General features: G+C 61.6%; 18 protein-coding genes and 1 riboswitch. Of the genes, 11 read left to right on the top strand and 7 right to left on the bottom strand.

The genetic code is table 11. The annotated features are described in order from the left end of the window. Window positions 1-86 precede the first annotated feature (86 nt). A complete protein-coding gene (locus A5788_RS02590) occupies window positions 87-584 on the top strand; it encodes an integrase core domain-containing protein (RefSeq protein ID WP_064870645.1) in 498 nt (165 codons plus the stop codon). A 186-nt stretch (window positions 585-770) separates the two neighbouring features. On the opposite strand, the gene A5788_RS02595 is transcribed toward A5788_RS02590, so the two are convergent. The 5 genes from A5788_RS02595 to A5788_RS02615 form a co-directional block, all read right to left on the bottom strand. After that, complete coding sequence (locus A5788_RS02595) at window positions 771-986, bottom strand: hypothetical protein (protein ID WP_064870646.1); 216 nt, start codon at window positions 984-986, stop codon at window positions 771-773. Beyond that, on the bottom strand, window positions 964-2,094 hold the full coding sequence (locus tag A5788_RS02600) for an LLM class flavin-dependent oxidoreductase (RefSeq protein ID WP_064870647.1): 1,131 nt from the start codon (window positions 2,092-2,094) through the stop codon (window positions 964-966). Before A5788_RS02600 ends, A5788_RS02595 begins: the two co-directional genes overlap by 23 nt. 14 nt (window positions 2,095-2,108) lie before the next feature. Next, window positions 2,109-3,047 (bottom strand): transporter substrate-binding domain-containing protein, encoded by a 939-nt coding sequence (locus tag A5788_RS02605; RefSeq protein WP_064870648.1) that lies wholly within the window; start codon window positions 3,045-3,047, stop codon window positions 2,109-2,111. Between the two features lie 88 nt (window positions 3,048-3,135). Continuing rightward, window positions 3,136-3,876, bottom strand: coding sequence for an amino acid ABC transporter ATP-binding protein (locus A5788_RS02610; RefSeq protein WP_064870655.1), 741 nt, complete (start codon window positions 3,874-3,876; stop codon window positions 3,136-3,138). An 80-nt stretch (window positions 3,877-3,956) separates the two neighbouring features. Then, window positions 3,957-4,955 carry an amino acid ABC transporter permease gene (locus tag A5788_RS02615; RefSeq protein ID WP_064870649.1) on the bottom strand — a complete coding sequence of 333 codons (999 nt, stop codon included), beginning with the start codon at window positions 4,953-4,955 and terminating at the stop codon, window positions 3,957-3,959. A 22-nt stretch (window positions 4,956-4,977) separates the two neighbouring features. After that, window positions 4,978-5,095: riboswitch (SAM riboswitch) on the bottom strand. 160 nt (window positions 5,096-5,255) lie between these two features. Here A5788_RS02615 and A5788_RS02620 point away from each other — a divergent pair. After that, entirely contained in the window at window positions 5,256-5,717 is a 462-nt protein-coding gene (locus tag A5788_RS02620) for a hypothetical protein (protein ID WP_064870650.1), read from the top strand. Between the two features lie 19 nt (window positions 5,718-5,736). Here A5788_RS02620 and A5788_RS02625 read toward each other — a convergent pair whose 3' ends face one another. Further along, entirely contained in the window at window positions 5,737-7,698 is a 1,962-nt protein-coding gene (locus A5788_RS02625; RefSeq protein WP_064870651.1) for a gamma-glutamyltransferase family protein, read from the bottom strand. Window positions 7,699-8,047: 349 nt separating this feature from the next. Here A5788_RS02625 and A5788_RS02630 point away from each other — a divergent pair, with 349 nt between their 5' ends. Continuing rightward, window positions 8,048-8,707 carry a hypothetical protein gene (locus tag A5788_RS02630; protein WP_231894329.1) on the top strand — a complete coding sequence of 220 codons (660 nt, stop codon included), beginning with the start codon at window positions 8,048-8,050 and terminating at the stop codon, window positions 8,705-8,707. A 24-nt stretch (window positions 8,708-8,731) separates the two neighbouring features. Here A5788_RS02630 and A5788_RS02635 read toward each other — a convergent pair whose 3' ends face one another. After that, window positions 8,732-9,442 carry an NUDIX hydrolase gene (locus A5788_RS02635; protein WP_064867020.1) on the bottom strand — a complete coding sequence of 237 codons (711 nt, stop codon included), beginning with the start codon at window positions 9,440-9,442 and terminating at the stop codon, window positions 8,732-8,734. A 95-nt stretch (window positions 9,443-9,537) separates the two neighbouring features. Here A5788_RS02635 and A5788_RS02640 point away from each other — a divergent pair, with 95 nt between their 5' ends. The 8 genes from A5788_RS02640 (at window position 9,538) to A5788_RS02675 (ending at window position 16,658) form a co-directional block, all read left to right on the top strand. Then, window positions 9,538-10,803: a vWA domain-containing protein gene (locus A5788_RS02640; RefSeq protein WP_064867018.1), complete on the top strand. Its 1,266-nt coding sequence runs from the start codon at window positions 9,538-9,540 to the stop codon at window positions 10,801-10,803. 26 nt (window positions 10,804-10,829) lie between these two features. Next, the gene (locus A5788_RS02645; RefSeq protein WP_064867016.1) at window positions 10,830-12,428 is read left to right on the top strand and encodes a GIY-YIG nuclease family protein; all 1,599 of its coding nucleotides are present in this window, start codon (window positions 10,830-10,832) and stop codon (window positions 12,426-12,428) included. A 46-nt stretch (window positions 12,429-12,474) separates the two neighbouring features. Then, on the top strand, window positions 12,475-13,455 hold the full coding sequence (locus A5788_RS02650) for an ADP-ribosylglycohydrolase family protein (RefSeq protein ID WP_064867014.1): 981 nt from the start codon (window positions 12,475-12,477) through the stop codon (window positions 13,453-13,455). A gap of 428 nt (window positions 13,456-13,883) precedes the next feature. Continuing rightward, window positions 13,884-14,387 carry a hypothetical protein gene (locus tag A5788_RS02655; RefSeq protein ID WP_064867012.1) on the top strand — a complete coding sequence of 168 codons (504 nt, stop codon included), beginning with the start codon at window positions 13,884-13,886 and terminating at the stop codon, window positions 14,385-14,387. Window positions 14,388-14,398: 11 nt separating this feature from the next. After that, window positions 14,399-14,878 (top strand): hypothetical protein, encoded by a 480-nt coding sequence (locus A5788_RS02660; RefSeq protein WP_156525434.1) that lies wholly within the window; start codon window positions 14,399-14,401, stop codon window positions 14,876-14,878. A 248-nt stretch (window positions 14,879-15,126) separates the two neighbouring features. Next, on the top strand, window positions 15,127-15,603 hold the full coding sequence (locus A5788_RS02665; RefSeq protein ID WP_064867008.1) for a hypothetical protein: 477 nt from the start codon (window positions 15,127-15,129) through the stop codon (window positions 15,601-15,603). Window positions 15,604-15,674: 71 nt separating this feature from the next. Continuing rightward, on the top strand, window positions 15,675-16,199 hold the full coding sequence (locus tag A5788_RS02670) for a hypothetical protein (RefSeq protein ID WP_156525435.1): 525 nt from the start codon (window positions 15,675-15,677) through the stop codon (window positions 16,197-16,199). Window positions 16,200-16,265: 66 nt separating this feature from the next. After that, complete coding sequence (locus tag A5788_RS02675) at window positions 16,266-16,658, top strand: DUF7674 family protein (RefSeq protein WP_064867004.1); 393 nt, start codon at window positions 16,266-16,268, stop codon at window positions 16,656-16,658. Window position 16,659 lies beyond the last annotated feature (1 nt).

Here is a 16,659-nt window from a genome sequence, read left to right on the forward strand (position 1 = left end):
TTGTCGTCTAACGCCATGCTCATAGATCTTCCTCTCACTGATGAGCACTGGACTTACACAGACCATCTGACACCCCCGCGGTCGCAATGTTCACCGAGGCTTTCACCCGCCACGGACCTCCCCTCATGCTGCACGCCGACAACGGTACGGTGATGCGCTCCAACGACCTCCTCGATGCCCTCGAGGACGCGGGAGTGGTTGCGTCGTTTTCGCGGCCCCGGGTCAGCGATGACAACCCGTTTTCCGAGTCGTTGTTCAAGACCGTCAAATACGATGTGACCTGTCCGCCGTCCTTCGACGACATCGACCACGCCGCTGATTGGACCGACCGGTTCCTGCACGCCTACGCCCATGAACACAGGCACAGCGGAATCGGCTGCTACACACCGGCATCGGTGTATGACGGCAGCTTCGTCGAGATCAGAAACCAACGCCAAACACGCCTCGACACCCTCTACGCACAACACCCCGAACGCTACCGGCATCGACACCCCCAGGCCCCGAACATCCCCGCGATCGTCGGCATCAACCACAAATCCACCACCAAGAAGATCTCAGTAACCCACCTGTCTCAGACAGGTTGACAAATACCGTGTTCCGCGCGGAAAGGTCAGCAAGTCGCGGAAAGAACCCTTCCCCTACTTTCCGCAGGCGGGCAGGCAGCACCGGCGGCGGGCAGTGTCCGACCTCCGACCAGCCCGCCGCCCGCCCAAACCCCCGCCCGATCACTCCTGGCCCATGCCGCGCTGTGACAGGTCGTTCGCGTCGGCTCAGCCGATGACGTCGCCGCGGCCGATGGCGACGGCCAACAGTTCGGGGAAGGCGTCGGGTGTGCAGGCGAACGCGGGAACTCCCATGCCGCTCGGGACGGCGGCGATGTCGCGGCCGAAACACAGTGTCGGGGTGGCGAGCTTGTGCCCGGCCTTGACCGACGCGGCGTCGGGCGCAAGCGCCAGCACCTGATCAGCGGTCCACCGGTCCCCCATGCGTTTCAGCCAACCACACGGCACCGACATCGGTGGGCGAGGCAGTGATGGCCTCGCGCGGAGATCCCCAGCCCCACGGCGGGTCGGGAATTGCTCGACGAAGCGTCGGCGCGATCTCGGCCTGGAACAGTTCGAGGCTGCGCCGATGATCGCCGCGGTCGAGTCCGTTGGCGTCGGCGTGCAGATGCAGCACCGTGTGGCCGAACTGCTCGTGGTAGCGATGCACCTTGTCGATGATCTGTTGCGGACTGCCGATCAGCGCGGACGATCGCTCGATGAAGTCGTCGAGCGTCGCGAAGACAGGTGTCACTCCGAGTCTCGCCTGCGCTGCGAGGTAGCCCTCGAAGACCGGACGGTACTTGTCCTTCGCGTCCTGCGACCGTTCCGCCGCGAAGAAGCCCGCGGTGCCCGCTCCGACGGCGATCTGCGCGGGGTCGTGGCCGTAGGCATCCCAACGTTCCCGGTAGAAGCGGATGAGCTCTGCGTAGGGTTCGATCGTATTGGTGACGTTCGCGGAGAACAACGGATCGCCGTATCGCGCTGCGAGGTCGACGGATTCGCGGCTCGTCGCGCTGCCGTGCCAGATGCGGATCGGACGTTGCAGCGGCAGCGGCCATACCTCGGCGTCGTTCAGTGGTGGCCTGAACTGTGTGGGATAGGTGATCTTGTTGTTGCGCCACAGAGTTCGGAAGACCTCGAATGATTCTGCGTTGCGCGCCCACTGATCGTCGGGCGTGACGTTGAAGAGTTCACGTTGCGCCGAACCGTTTCCCTTGCCGATGATCAGTTCGAGCCTGCCACCCGACAGGTGGTCCAGCGTGGCGTAATCCTCGTATGCGCGAACAGGATCGAGCAGCGACAGGGTCGTCACGGCTGTGAACAGTCGGATACGGGAGGTCAGCGCAGCGATGTGACTGAGCACCACCGTCGGCGACGACGAGATGAATGGACGCTCGTGACGCTCACCAACACCGAAGCCGTCGAATCCCAGTTCCTCGGCGAGCAACGCGCTGTCGACGACCTCGCGGAAGCGGTCCGCCGTACTCAGCTGGATACCCGACGTCGGATCGGGCGTGTGGGTGATCAGTGTGATCGTGATGAACCGCATGGCTTTTCAGTCGATCAGAAGGTGCTCGGCGGATTGACCGTCGACTTCTCGACGCCCGTATCCGGGACGCCCCACTTGGCGAAGATCTTGGCGTAGTCGCCGGTCTCGATCAGCTTGTTCACGGCATCGGAGATCGGCTTGGCCAGGCCCGCGTTCTTGGCGGTGACGAATCCGACTGGTGTGGAACTGATCTGGCCGAGGAACTTGGTGCCCTCGACGTGCTTCTCGTCGTACTTCAGGCTCAGTACCGGACCGAAGAACAGTTCGACCTTGCCGTTGGCCAGACCCAGGAAGATGGGCGCCGTGTCGTTAAAATACTGGACGGTCCAGGGCTTCTTGCCGATCTTGGCGCAGTCGTCGACGTGCGAGCTCAGCAGTGTCTGAAAGGTCGATCCGGGAGTGGTCGCGATGGTGTAACCGCACACATCGGTGATGGTCGAGACCTTCTGCAGGTCAACGCGTTTCGAGCCGAGGAAGCCCTGTCCGTCGTTGAGGTAGGTCGAGAAGTCGAGGACTTTCTCACGTTCGGCTGTGACTCCGAAGTTCGCCTGTCCTACTTGGTATTTCCCGTTCTGGACGCCGGGGATGATCGAGGCGAATGTTCCGTACTCGACGTTCCAGTTGACACCGAGGACCTTGCCGATCGCGTCACGCAAATCGAGATCGAGTCCGACGTTCTTGTCGTCGACCACACCACCGTGCGGCAGGTTCGACGTCCCGGGTGTCTGCGTGGTGCCGACGGTCAGGGTTCCTGCAGAGCGCACGCTCTCAGGCAGTTCGGCGCTGATTGCGTCGTCCTTTGCGATCTTGCTGGTGATGTCCTGTGTCGGAACGGCCGACGCCTCTGCAGAGTTCGCTGTGTCGTCCGACGACGAGCCACAGCCACTCAACACGATACTGCCGACCACTGCGCCGGACGCCAACATAGCGAGGATACGTGGGCGGTTCTTCATCGTTCTGGTCCCCTTGTCTGAATTCTTCTGTGTAGTAACTGGTTACGGCACGCAGAGGTGACCATCGTGCACATTCGCACGGGTACTCTCATAGCACCGCGGAGAGAAACGCTTTCGTGCGCTCGTGCTGCGGGTCGTCGAGAATCTCTGCGGGAACCCCGGATTCGACGATGCGCCCGCCGTCGAGGAAGATCGCCTGGTCGGCAACTTCACGTGCGAACCCGATCTCGTGCGTGACAATCACCATGGTCATGCCGCTGCGTGCGAGATCGCGGATCACGGCCAAAACCTCGCCGACGAGTTCAGGATCGAGCGCGCTTGTCGGTTCGTCGAACAGCATGAGGCGCGGCTTGAGCGCCAAGGCTCGGGCAATGGCGACACGTTGCTGCTGACCGCCGGAGAGCTGGCGTGGGTAGGCACTTTCGCGTCCAGCCATGCCGACACGTTCGAGCAGATCGCCGGCTCGTGCGACAGCTTCGCCGCGCGGGATACCCGCAGCCAACCGTCCTTCGATCACGTTCTGCTGCACGGTCATATGCCCGAAGAGGTTGAACTGCTGGAAGACCATCCCGATGGTGGCGCGCTGACGCGCGATCTCACGATGGGACAGTTCGTGCAGCTTTCCCGACGACGGCCGGTATCCGATGATCTCGCCGCCGACCTCGACGAACCCGCTGTCGGGCTTCTCGAGGTGATTGATACAGCGCAGTAGCGTCGACTTGCCGGAGCCCGACGGTCCGAGCAGCACGGTTACAGTGCCACGCGGGACGTCGACGTCGATGCCGTCGAGGACTTTGTGGAGTCCGAAACTCTTGCGCAGTCCTCGGATTCGGACGAGAGGTAGCGTCTCGTCGTAGGTGTGATTGTCATGCCCGGCCGTGGTGTACCCGCGGCGCGTGGTCGAAAAGCTCACGCGCCCACCGCACCTTCGTTACGACGATCAAACCTGCGAAGGTCGGTACGCACTCGCCCGAACAGCGGCAAGTTCTCACGGACCGTCGTCCAGAAGCCTTGTTGCGGTCGGCGATTGCCACGCGAGTAGTGACGTTCGACGAAGTACTGCCCTACCGAGAGCACACTGGTGACGATGATGTACCAGATGGTCGCGACCAACAGCAGAGGCAGGATCAGGTAGTTCTGCTGGTAGATCAGCTGTACGGAGTAGAGCAGGTCTTGGACGGCGATCACACTGACGATCGACGTCGCCTTGAGCAGACCGATGAGCAGATTGCCCGACGCCGGGACGATCGCCGGCATGGCCTGCGGCAGGATGATTCGACGGAAGATGCGATACCGACTGAGCCCCAACGCTTCTGCGGCCTCCGCCTGACCGCGGTCGACGGAGAGGATGCCCCCGCGCACGATCTCGGCAGCGAAGGCCGCGACGTCCAGGGTCAGTGCGACGAACGCTGCCAGCACGCCCGAGAACAGGTGCGCCGTATCGGCTTTGACGAACTCCGGACCGAACGGAATCCCTAGTGACAGTTGCGGATACAGCGAGGCCAGCTCGTACCAGAAGAGCAACTGGACAAGCGGCGGAATAGATCGGATCAACCAGACGTAGCCTGCGCTCAGCGTCGACAAGATGGGATTCGACGACAAGCGCATCACGGCGAGCAGAATCCCCAATGCGAAGCCGCACACCATGACTGACGCAGTCAGCCACAAAGTCAAGCCGAGGCCGCGCAGAACTGATGCGTGGAAGAAGTAGTCGCCGACCACATCCCACTGGAACCGCGGATTGGTGATCAGCGTGTGCACCAGCATTGCCGCAAGCACGAGAACCACGGCGCTACTCACCCACTGGCCGGGCTTGCGCGCCTTGACCAGCTTGGCCGAAAGCAGTTCTGCGTCACGCGGTTCGCTGGTCAGCGGACGCGACTGCGCAGCGGAAAGTTCAGCGGTCACAGGTATCGGTCTTCAATCCTCGATGTCGTTGTTACGGCAGCGGCGAGCGCCTGCTTCCGTCGGGTTGTCACCTGGAGCACCCCACCACGACGGAGGGTTGCCGGCCAGCAAGCCAGGGCTGGGCGCTGACACTCATAACCGACGCCAGGTTAGTGCCAGGTCGACGCCGCGCCGAGGGTATGAATCTGCGCGATTCTTAGGGTCGCGAAGTGGACGGTCGGATTGTTCGCGAAGGCGTCGCCCCTGTGCCCCGCGGTGGAACACATATCGTGGGCACAACGCCGACACGAGGAGAGCCTTATGACCGAGCTATTCGAGATCACCCGCTTGATCCAGGCCGAGCCGTCGGCGATCTTTGAGCTTCTGACCACGCCAGAAGGTCACGTCGCCATCGACAGCTCAGGCATGCTGCAAAGTGCGGAAGGGTCGACGGTCGGCGCGGTGGGCGATGAGTTTGTCGTCCACATGGATCGCGAATCGCTCAACGACCTTCCGATGGGTAAGTACGACGTGAGGGTGATCATCACGGGCTACGAGCAGAACCGGTGGGTCGAATGGACGATCATCGGCACCGTCCGACCGCCCCTCGATCACCGCTACGGATACCGACTCGAACCGACTGACGACGGCACGCTCGTCACGTCGTACTACGACTGGAGCCGCGTGACCCACGAGGACATCAAAGGCCGGTTCCCGATCATTCCCGAGGCCGGGCTACGCGCGACGCTCGGGATTCTGGCGCGGACGGTTGAGAATCAATAGCGTCCCGCCGACGTCGACCTCACTTCAACGACGCGTCGTCGCCCATCACGGCGCCCTCGCGGCGAGGATCGGCCCCGCCGAGCCAGCCGTTGCCTGAGCGCTGTAGTGCGCTGAGCCCGCTGGACTGATCGTCGACCGACACCTGTTCTCCGCGTTCGCGCAATCCCTTGACGAGCGGATCGTCGGCGCCGCCGTTCGCAGTGTTGACCAGCGGGTGCTCGCCGCCGACATTCGACGTCGGGGTGTTGGCCGTACCGAAGTCGATCATCGACACGGCCTGCTGCGGGTTCAGCTTCCAATCCAGCATTCCAACAAGCGTTTTCACGACGAACTGGATGATCACGGAGCCGCCGGGCGAGCCGAGAGCAGCGCTGAGGGTGTCCGGCGCACCGTTGGCTCCCGGCTGCATAACGAGGGTCGGGGCCATCGATGATCGCGGCCGCTTGCCCGGCGAAACCCGGTTGGCGAGAAGCGCTCCCGACTCGTCGCGTGGCTCAGCGGAGAAGTCGGTGAGCTGATTGTTGAGGATGAAGCCGTCGACCATATGGAAGCTGCCGAACGCCGATTCGACGGTCGTCGTCATCGACGCCACGTTGCCGTACTTGTCGGCGACGGTGATGTGGCTGGTTCCGTGTTCTGTGCCGGTGTACGAACCGAGCGGGACCTCACCGAGGTCTCCGGGCTGTGCCTTACCCAGCGACGTGTTCGGTTTGATCAGTGCCGCACGCTGTTTCAGGTAGGTCGGATCCAACATCGTCGCTACACCCTTGCCCGGCAACGGGATGAAGTCGGGATCGGCGATGTACTTGTCACGGTCGGCATAGGCGAGGCGTTCGGCCTCGTTGATCAGATGCACCGCTTCGGGATTCGGATGCCCGCCGTCGCGGTCGACGCCGGTCGGCCCCATCGACGGAATGTCGAAGTTGGAGAGGATGCCCATCGTCGCGGCGACAGTGATGCCACCCGACGACGGTCCTGGCATCGCCACGATGCGATGCCCGCGGTACTCGGTGGAGACCGGTTCGCGGCGCATTGCCTTGTAGTTCTTGAGGTCGTCGGCGGTAAGGAGACTCGGCGTCATACCGTTCGACGTCGAGCCAGCCTTCGCGACGATCGCATCGGCGACCGAGCCGGTGTATAGCGCTTGAGCGCCGTCGGTTGCCAACGCGCCCAACGTTTTCGCGTACGCGGGGTTGGCCAGTCGCGTTCCAGCAGTCTTCGGTGTGCCGTCCGGATTGAGGAAGTACGAGCGCGCGTCGTCGTCGGCCTTGAGGTCGCCAGCCGACTCGGAGATTGCGGTGGCGAGTCGCGGCGAAATGTCGAAGCCGTTGTCGGACAGGCTGACCGCGGGATCGAAGAGGTTCTTCCAGGCGGTGCGGCCATGTTCCTTGTGGATCTCTTCCAGCATGCGCACAGCGCCGGGCACACCGATGGAGCGGCCAGATGCGCGGGCGCTCGGGATGGGTGCACGTTGATCAATGGGGCTGATGTAGCGCAAGTAGTCCTCGGTGGCCGCCGCCGGGGCTGTCTCGCGGCCGTCGAAAGCGGTGACCTTGTGCTTGGCGGCGTCGTAGTAGAGAGCGAAAGACCCGCCACCGATGCCCGACGACTGCGGTTCGACCAGGCCGAGCACCATCTGCGCTGTGACGAGCGCGTCGGCCGCGGTACCGCCGTCCCGCAGCGTCTCGCAGGCCGCCTTGGTGGCGAGCGGATTGGCCGTCGCCGCGGCATAGGTGTTGGTCTGCACGGGCTGCATCCCGGTGCGATAGCCGGTGGCGGCCTCGGGTCGTGTCGAGATGTCCTGCGACGACTTTGGCGCCGCGCTGGAGTCGGTCTGCGTGCCCGTCGGAATCTCGCCGCAGGTGACGGACGGTTGGGCGGCGTCGTCATTTGTCGACGAGCAGGCCGTCAGGATCAGCGCAGGCGCGATGGCCAACGCTGCGGCGCGGAGGAGCGGGCGGGGGTGCGGTGGACGGCGCATACGGGTCAAGGGTAGAAGCATCCGGTCGCGACTGAAGGACTAACGAGTCCATTCGCGTGTACCGCCCGAGTCGATGCGACGTTTGGTTCGATGTCAGCGATCAATGCTGGATGCGCGGCACGATTGGAGTCGCCGTGCCAAGTGGACGAGCGATTGTCGACCTCAGCCAGCGGCAGCAAAGGCACAAGCTCGTAGGGCTCCGGCCTTTGTGTCGCGATCGACGCATGTCACACCGTTTTCTTCATTCCAGTAATTCGTCGGCCGGTCCCATCGATAGATTGATGACAGCACCGAAGCTGCAGGACTGGAGACCATCGTGGCCACTCGCCTAGACCAACTCGATAGCGTCGTGGACGGCATCATCGAACTCAACCCGACACCGCGTAAGGTCCGGTGGAGCAGCATCTCTCTGTGCATTCTCGACGCAGTGTGGAGCATCAGTGCAGACTACGACAAAGTCGTCGTACCATTGGTCCGCCGGTTCGCCGCCGCTGGAGACATAGATCCACCACTGATTCCCGCAACTTCCGTCCCCGCCTCGGATCCGGGCCCGGCGTCGCGCCTTGAGGCATGGAACGAGGCTGACTTGATCAGCCTGACCAACAAACAACGAACGTCAACGAGGGGCGGCGTGACGAAGGCCCGAGCGGCCATCGAGTACGCGCGAATCCTGAGCAGCCACGGAGTCGATACGCTCGCAGATGCCTCAGCGGTCCTTGATGATTCGAACCGACTGGCCCTGATTGAGGAAGAACTATCCAGAGTCAAGGGCGACGGCCAGAACGGTATCCGACGCGGGTACTTGTGGATGCTCGTCGGTGACGACAACAGGATCAAGCCCGACCGCATGATTCTGCGCTGGTTCGCGCGTCAGGGCATCGATGCCACGCCAGCTCTCGCGACCGCCTACATCAAATCAGCCGCGCCGGAGGTGACCAATAGACTAGGACGCCGGGTGACGCCCTGGGAGATCGACCACGCGATCTGGTCAGCCGTCCGTGCAGCTTGAGTCGCGCCAGTTCTACCTGGCGCGCTAATCCTCCTTGCTCGGCAGCTTCCATCCGAACGTCGCTGATGGCGGCGCGCTCTTCATGAACAATCGCGCTGGCCGCCCACCGCCGACGCGTGTTTCCGGAACGCCCAGGCCGTCGACTTTGGGTTCCAACAGCGGCTGCACGCGCCGATTGAACGAGTCACGCATGAGGCGTCGACCAAGGATCGCCTCGTGCAGTTCGCGCAGGTCCGACAACGTGTACGGCTCGGGAAGCAGGCTGTCGGGGTCGGGGCGGTCCTCATATCGCTCGCGCAGATTGTCAGTGGCAGATGCAATGATCTCGTCATGGTCGTAGAGCAACCGCTCCCCCGACGCGAGACGCCCATCAGCGTCGAGCGGAGCAAGCTCTCCGACGACGTCCGTCAGCGCTGAAGCAGGAAGCGCGACGGCATGTGCGATCGAGATCGTCCACCCGCGGGGATCTCGGTCAGGATCACTGAAGACCGCGAGCAGATGCGGTCGAACGTGATCGGGTGAAAGCCCCAGCTTGAGTTCAAGGACCTCACGCACAGTCTGGTCGACGGTGCGTCGTTCCCGGATAAAACGCCCAGGGAGCGACAACTGCTCAGAGTCTGAATCTCGTTGCACCACAACGCTTAACTGCCCGTCGACGACGGTCAAGACCGCGATGTCGACGGCGACGTTCGGGCGCGGGTAATCCGCAAGGCGCGAGTCGGAGCCGGTAGCCACCCCTTGACACTATTCGAAGTTTCGCGCAAACTACTAATCGCACTTCCGCGCAAAGTCGCCTTGGTTGTTCACCCGGGCGGGAACAGGAGCAGATCATGAAGTTCTCCACCGCCCTCGATGTCGACGTCGTCGCACATGAGTCCGCCGACGAGGTCTCCGTTCTCATCGAACTCGAGGCGCCCGACGCACCTATCGTCGACCGCGCACGGTCCGCGCTGCAGATCGTTCTGGATCGCAGTGGATCGATGAACGGCGCCCCGCTCGCTGGCGCGAAGAAGGCACTTGCGGACGTGATCACACGGCTCGACCCGCAGGATGTCTTCGGCGTCGTGACGTTCGACGACCACGCCGAAGTCGCCGTGCCCGCTGCCCCGCTAGCTGACAAGCAGCAGGCCACCCAGCTCGTCGACGCGATCTTCGCTGGCGGGATGACCGATCTGTCCTCGGGATATCTGCGCGGCCTACAGGAACTGCGCCGCGCCGCCAAAGCATCCAAGATTCGCGGCGGCACGGTGCTTGTCGTCAGCGATGGGCACGTCAACAGCGGGATCTGCGAGGTCGACGAGTTCGCCTCGCTGACATCGAAGGCTGCATCCGATGGGATCGTTACCTCGACGCTCGGTTACGGCGCCGGATACGACGAGACGCTGCTGTCAGCAATCGCGCGCTCCGGCAACGGGAATCACGTATTCGCCGAGAATCCCGACGCCGCCGGATCTGCAATCTCCGGCGAGGTGGAGGGCTTGCTGTCCAAGGCGGTGCAGGCCGTGACACTGACGGTGCGGTTCGTTCCGGAAGTGCAGCTCAGTCTGTACAACGACCTTCCCGCACACCAGGTCGCCGACGGCGAAGTGTCGATCGAACTCGGTGACCTGTACGGATCTGAGGCACGAAAACTGTTGCTCAAGTTGGCCGTTGACGGAATGTCGGGGTTGGGAGTCGCACAGATCGCCGAGCTCGAGCTGCGGTACGTCGAGTCGGCAACGCTGACAGAGCACACGGTGACGCTCCCGGTGACGGTGAACGTGGTACCCGGCGACGAGACTGCTGGCCGCGTACCGAACCCGACCGTACAGTCGGAGAAGCTGTATCAGGAGGGCCAGGCAGCGAAGCTGCGGGCGTCCGAGGCGTACGAGCGCGGCGACCTAGATGCTGGAAGTGCGTTCCTTGATGCCTCGAGGCAGAGCTCGATCTCATCGGCGCTACTCGCTTCTGCACCTGAGCGCTCGGCGATCGACGACGAACTGCAGATGATCGAGGAGTTGGGATCTGTCGCGGCCACAGGCAGCGCCGGGTACGTCTCGAAGCGGACGCGGGACTCGTACCACCTCGGCAACCGGAAGCGTGGTCGGCGAGGATAGATTCCAACGACCAACAGGAGGAATCGATGTCATCATCTCGCAACGCCGTCGACAAGTGGGCGTCGAAACAGGGATTCGGTCCTGTACGGAAGTTCGAGGGAACCAAGACGAAGATAGGCGGTGACCCTGCCGCAACGCACGCCGGGTTCTACCTGCTCATGTTCAAGGGCGACTCGTACTATCTGGGGGAATCGATCAACCTAAGGTCCCGAATGGGTGGGCATAGTTCGTTCTGGGGAAACGAGATCGAAGAGGTGCGATTCATTCGAGAGAACTTGTCCAAACAGCAACTGCAGGCGGTCGAGAGATTGCTGATCCATGAGCTCAATAGGACCGTGCCCAATCGATGCCGAAACAAGACCCACGCGGCGGTTTCATTCGGAACGGACAAGCTCGAGGAGTTTCTGGATCCAGCTGAGCAACTCCGTTGGCTAAGTGCACCTGCAGAATTCAACATGTCTGACCACAGCGACCTGAAAGCGATGAACGAGGCGCAGGCCATCAAGTACAAGACCGCAGCGACGAGGTACGCCGACCATTCGGCAGAACCCGCGACTACGCAGCTACTGCGGAACTACCTGACTAATTGTGTACCGGTTCCGAAGCAGACGGAGTTCCACGGGTGGAACGTAAGTACCGGCACCTACGGCGGAAGGCGATTGTTGTGTGTCTGCGTTGGCCGTATGGAGACGTTCGTGGTATTTCGAGATCTGCACGGATTTGTCAATGTGCGAAAGTCGTCGATCTTGAATGGCGCCATGACTCAACGGGCATTCGCTAGACTCCATCCTGATGTAGCTGTAACGACCGTCAGCTACGACGACTCCGGCGCCGATACTCTGTTGCTAAAAGCCAAGACACCCAAAGCCTTTTCACGTCTGATGAGCGATCCGCGGGTGCTCGACGCGGCAGCTCAACTGGTTCTCGACGTCATGCGAAAGCACCCGAGCGTGTACACGCGGTATCACTGCCCACAAGTTGTCGAGCGCGCGTTTCCTGATGTTCGGCGTGCTTCGTCCGACGAGATCGACCGTCTCGATGCAATCGAAACACTGCAAACGATCGCAACCCAACCAGTTGGTGGGCAGTGTGCCGAGGCTTCCACGTCACAGACCAGGGAGCTTCTTCCCGACGTTGTGACCGAGGAAGTTCCCGACGATGTAGACATCGCTTGGTTCGTCAATGCCGGCCCCATTGCATCGAAGCGCAACACGCTCGAGGATTTCGTGACAAAGGGCGAGTGGCGGATGGATCCGAGCGCCAGGTTCGAGGGCCATGTTCAGGCGATGCTCCAAGGCGAGCGCATCGCAGTCCGCAAGCGCCGCAACGCAACCGACGGCGTACCGTTCGCGACTCGCGGCAACAAAGTGTCGGTGATGGACATTCTCTTGACCGGGATCATCACGAAGAACCCCGGCGACGGCTGCAGCGTAAAAGTGCGTTGGGACCCACAGAACAAGCCCCGACGCTGGTACCTGTACACCAACCAGGACCCGGTCTGGGCCGTCCCGCACGGGCTGGCTCCGCACAACGACGAGCTCGTCGCCTTCACCTTCGACGGCGGTCAGCAGAACATCGACAGCTGGCGGAACAGACCCTTCTGGAGGGATCGCTTCGGCGACTGAGCCGCACACTTGCGCACCATTCTTCAACGGAAGGCCTCACACACCTGTGACAACAACTGATCGATCCGACCGCATTGCCGGCACCATCCTCGGCGGTGCGGTCGGCGACGCACTCGGAGTCCCCTATGAGTTCGAGACGCGCGCGCTGCACGACTCCGAAGAACCGCAGATGCTCGGCGGCGGACTCGGCAGCTTCGCGCCCGGGCAGTGGAGCGACGACACCGACATGGCGATGGCCATCCTCGACGTCATCGCCTCCGGAACAGACCTGGGCTCGCCCGCGGGTCAAGACGCGGTAGCGGCCAACTTCCTGCAGTGGTACGCATCCGTCCCCGCCGACGTCGGAAGTCAGACCAGCGCAGTCCTCGGCGCAACGCGCCGACGCCTGGACGTCGATCCCGACGCCGCACCGGGCACCGCCATGCGCGAGGAATCGTTGGCTTACACGGCGAGAAGTCCCCGCTCGGCAGGCAACGGCGCGCTCATGCGCACCGGGCCGGTGGCGCTGGCATACCTCGACGACCGCGAGGCTCTGGCCGAAACAGCAAGGGCTACCGCAGGTCTGACACACGCCGGTGACCTCGCAGGCGATTCCTGCGTCCTGTGGTGCGAAGCGATCCGCGTCGCCGTCGTCGAGCAGCGACTCGACGTCACCGCCGGACTCGACCTCCTACCCCGTGATCGGGTCGACCAATGGTCGACGTGGCTCGACGACGCCGCCACACAAGACCCAAAGATGTTCAACCCCAACGGTTTCACCGTCAGCGCGCTGCAGGCGGCCACCTCGTCGATCCTGCACACCCTCACACCCGACGTCCAACCGCACGAACACATCCGGGACGCACTGTTCACCGCTATCCGGATCGGCAACGATACAGACACCGTTGCCGCCATCGCCGGGGCACTGCTCGGTGCACGATGGGGCGCCGACGCTATCGCCGACGAGTGGCGTCAAGCGGTGCACGGCTGGTCGCCTTCGGAGCCGGTCACCGGGGAGCATGCTGCGCGACGCGTCGTCGAGCGGTAACGCTTGGCCGACCATCGCGCTGGGGTTGGCCAAAGAACGCGCGTGGCAAGTAGGCGTTATCGAACAGCGGCAGCGTTCAGCGGAACGCCGTCACCGACGACTCGCGCACCCGGATGCGCCAATGCTGGGTCATTCGAGTAAGTGATCCGAGACCTCCATCCCGGTTCCGGTCATCGGCTCCGCCCGATAGCATCCATCCTGCGAATGAGGGGGACACCCAGAATCTCGAGGTCATTCCCGACGACGTGATTCATGTAAGCCAAAAGAGTATTTCAACCTGACATCACCGGAGGCTACCACGGGTATCCCTAAGAGGGTAGTCAGGAGGTACCGCCCTGAATACTCCGTGATCTTCGCGATCGTGGAGAACTCACAAATAGTAGGTCGAATAGGCTGGTGATGGGTAAATGAGTTCAAGAACAACTCTCATGAAACTGAGATTCGGCGCTGATGGCCTCCGCCACCCTGGAGGCGTATGGCCCGACTGGTACGAAGGTCTGAAACTCGTTGGCACGAATCCCGCGACGGGGGAAGAGATAACGTTCTTCAAGGGAAATTGGGAACTCGAGGGAATTCTCGAATGGCTCAAGCAGAGTGAAGAACAGATCCGCAATGATGACCCGGTGATACCCCAACTGCCGAACGAAACACTCGGCCAAACACTCGCACGCTCCTACGACCTTGTTACTGATGATCTTCCCCAAGATGTCTTCGATCTCGCGATTACAGAAGTCAGCCGCTACAACATCACACACAACATCAGCGCCGGCGCCTCTGGGATGGCAGACTTTCCCGGCCTGTTGATCGGCCGCTCCGAGGAAGGTTACGAGATCTGCAACTGGATTCAAGACATCGAGCACGACACAGCTTGGCGATACTTCTTCGACGTCGACGACTTCTACCGCAACGTACCCGTCGAAAACGAACAGTGAGAAGAGACAGCGTGGCAGAGCCAAAAACCGTTCAACTACGACTACAAAAGTCCGACCAGGGACAACTACGACTCATCGGGTACGCCGATGCACCCAATACCGAGAACATCTTTATTTCTGGAAGATACGAACTGGGACCGATGCTCGCCTGGCTGCGAGAGCATGAGTCTGCGATTCGGTTCGAAATCACCCCGATCACCCGGGCACCGGGTGACACGCTCGGCCAAACAGTCGCTCGAGCACGCAACGCCGTCACCGACGACCTGCCCACCGACATCATCAATCTCGCCAACAAATCGATCGCACTCTACAACAGAAGCCACAACATTGCGTTCGGCGCTCCCGGCACCGACATCACTCAGCTTCTCTTAGGCAGAGGAAACGACGAACACGAAATCTCCAACTACATCAACGACGTCGAGCACGACGAGGCCTGGCGGTACCTCTTCGATCCCGATGACTTCTTCAGCAACCTCCCAACCGAATGCTGAAACCAGCATCCGCGGCGTTCGGCCAGGTCGACGACCTCACCGCCACAGGAGCACTCGCACATCGCGACGCTGACCGCGCAGACGATCGACGATGAGCCAGACAAGTCGCCCAAGCTATCTGACAACGCTGGAGGCTGTCACCGCGACCCGGCCGACACGCCATAGGATGTACCCGCGCAGATGCTGAAGAGTTCCGAGAGCGTGGCGATATAGCTAACGCCGAATTCAACAAACTACGAAAAAGGGAAATGAGCACACCGACGGCGATACTTCTACGTCTCGAGTTGAGAGACGACGTCACACTGTCCCTATTTGCATATCCTGAAGGCACCATGCAAGAGCATGTCTTATTTCAGGGCGAGTACGACCCCAAGTTGATGCTCGAATGGCTGCGCGAATGCGAATCAAAGATCCGTCACCAGGAGCCGCTGATTTCCCAGACCGCAGGTGAGACAATCGGGCAGACGTTAGCCCGATCCTATGATGCCGTGTCGGATGATCTAACCATGGACGTCATCGATATTGCCAGCGAAGCCCTTTACCAATACAACTATCACCACAACGTAGTATTCGGTGCCCCCGGAATGAAGATACCGAGGCTGCTGCTCGGCAAAGGATCAAACGGTCATGAAATCTGCAACTGGATCGACGATCTCGGCCACGACACCGCATGGCGGTATCTCTTCGACCCAGATGACTTCTTCAGCAACCTACCGGCCGGATGATGAGCAATACACTCACGGACTTTTCGAGGCAGTATTCGTCCGGCGTAGCCAACTTGATCTAGGAAAGTAGAATGAGCGAACCTATTCGGAAGGTCAAGCTCCGATTTGAGACCGGCCCCCGACATAAGGGCGAAGGCAGCCATTGTGATTGGTACGAAGACCTCGCACTGATCGGGATACCGGAGGATGGTTCCAAAAATGTTGTCTTCTTTAAGGGCAACTGGGAATTGGCGGGGATTCTCGATTGGCTCCACGAACGTGAACGCAACATCCGCCAGAACCCTCCACCCATCACTCAAGCCTCGGGCGAGACTCTTGGACAGACGTTGGCTCGAGCGTACGACGCCGTCACCGATGACCTCCCAGGCGATGTATTTGACCTAGCAATCGCTTCGGTGTCTGCTTACAACCAAACCCACAACATCGCAATCGGCGCGGTTGGCATGGCAGACTTTCCCGACATCATCATCGGACGATCAGGTAGCGGACATGAGATCGCCAACTGGATCGACGACATCGAGCACGACACGGCCTGGCGATACCTCTTCGACGTCGACGACTTCTACCGCGACCTACCCGTCGAGGACGAGCAATGAGAAGAGACAGCGGCGCAGAGCCGACAACCGTTCGACTACGACTGCAAACACCGAGAGGCTAACCCAGTGGCAACTGCGTCCGCCAAGATCGAGCTCGTTCGGCGGTTGGCTGACCAATTCCGTTCTGTCAGAGGGGTATTTGATGACTACGCTGCAGACTTCACTGCCGACGGTCTTGCTATCCCCGATCAGCTCATCCTCGCGGACGTAGCGAACTGGGTCAGCACCCACATCGAAGATTCAGGTGAGGCCGTCGCGATCCTTGACTTCCTCGACGGCCGCTACCCTCAGGAGCACATCGACGTGAAGGGCCTCATCGCGGTCGGCTTTGTCGAGAGCCTCGCGAGAAGTTGGGAGCCACACGGTCCACAAGTGCGCGCTGCGTCGGGCCCCTACCTTCGACGCCTACTCGACATCCTCGAATCACAGGGTGCGATCTTCGCCAAGGACCTCGAATGAG

Origin of the sequence: Gordonia sp. 852002-50816_SCH5313054-c (genome assembly GCF_001665925.1) — a bacterium.
Taxonomy (GTDB): domain Bacteria; phylum Actinomycetota; class Actinomycetes; order Mycobacteriales; family Mycobacteriaceae; genus Gordonia; species Gordonia jacobaea.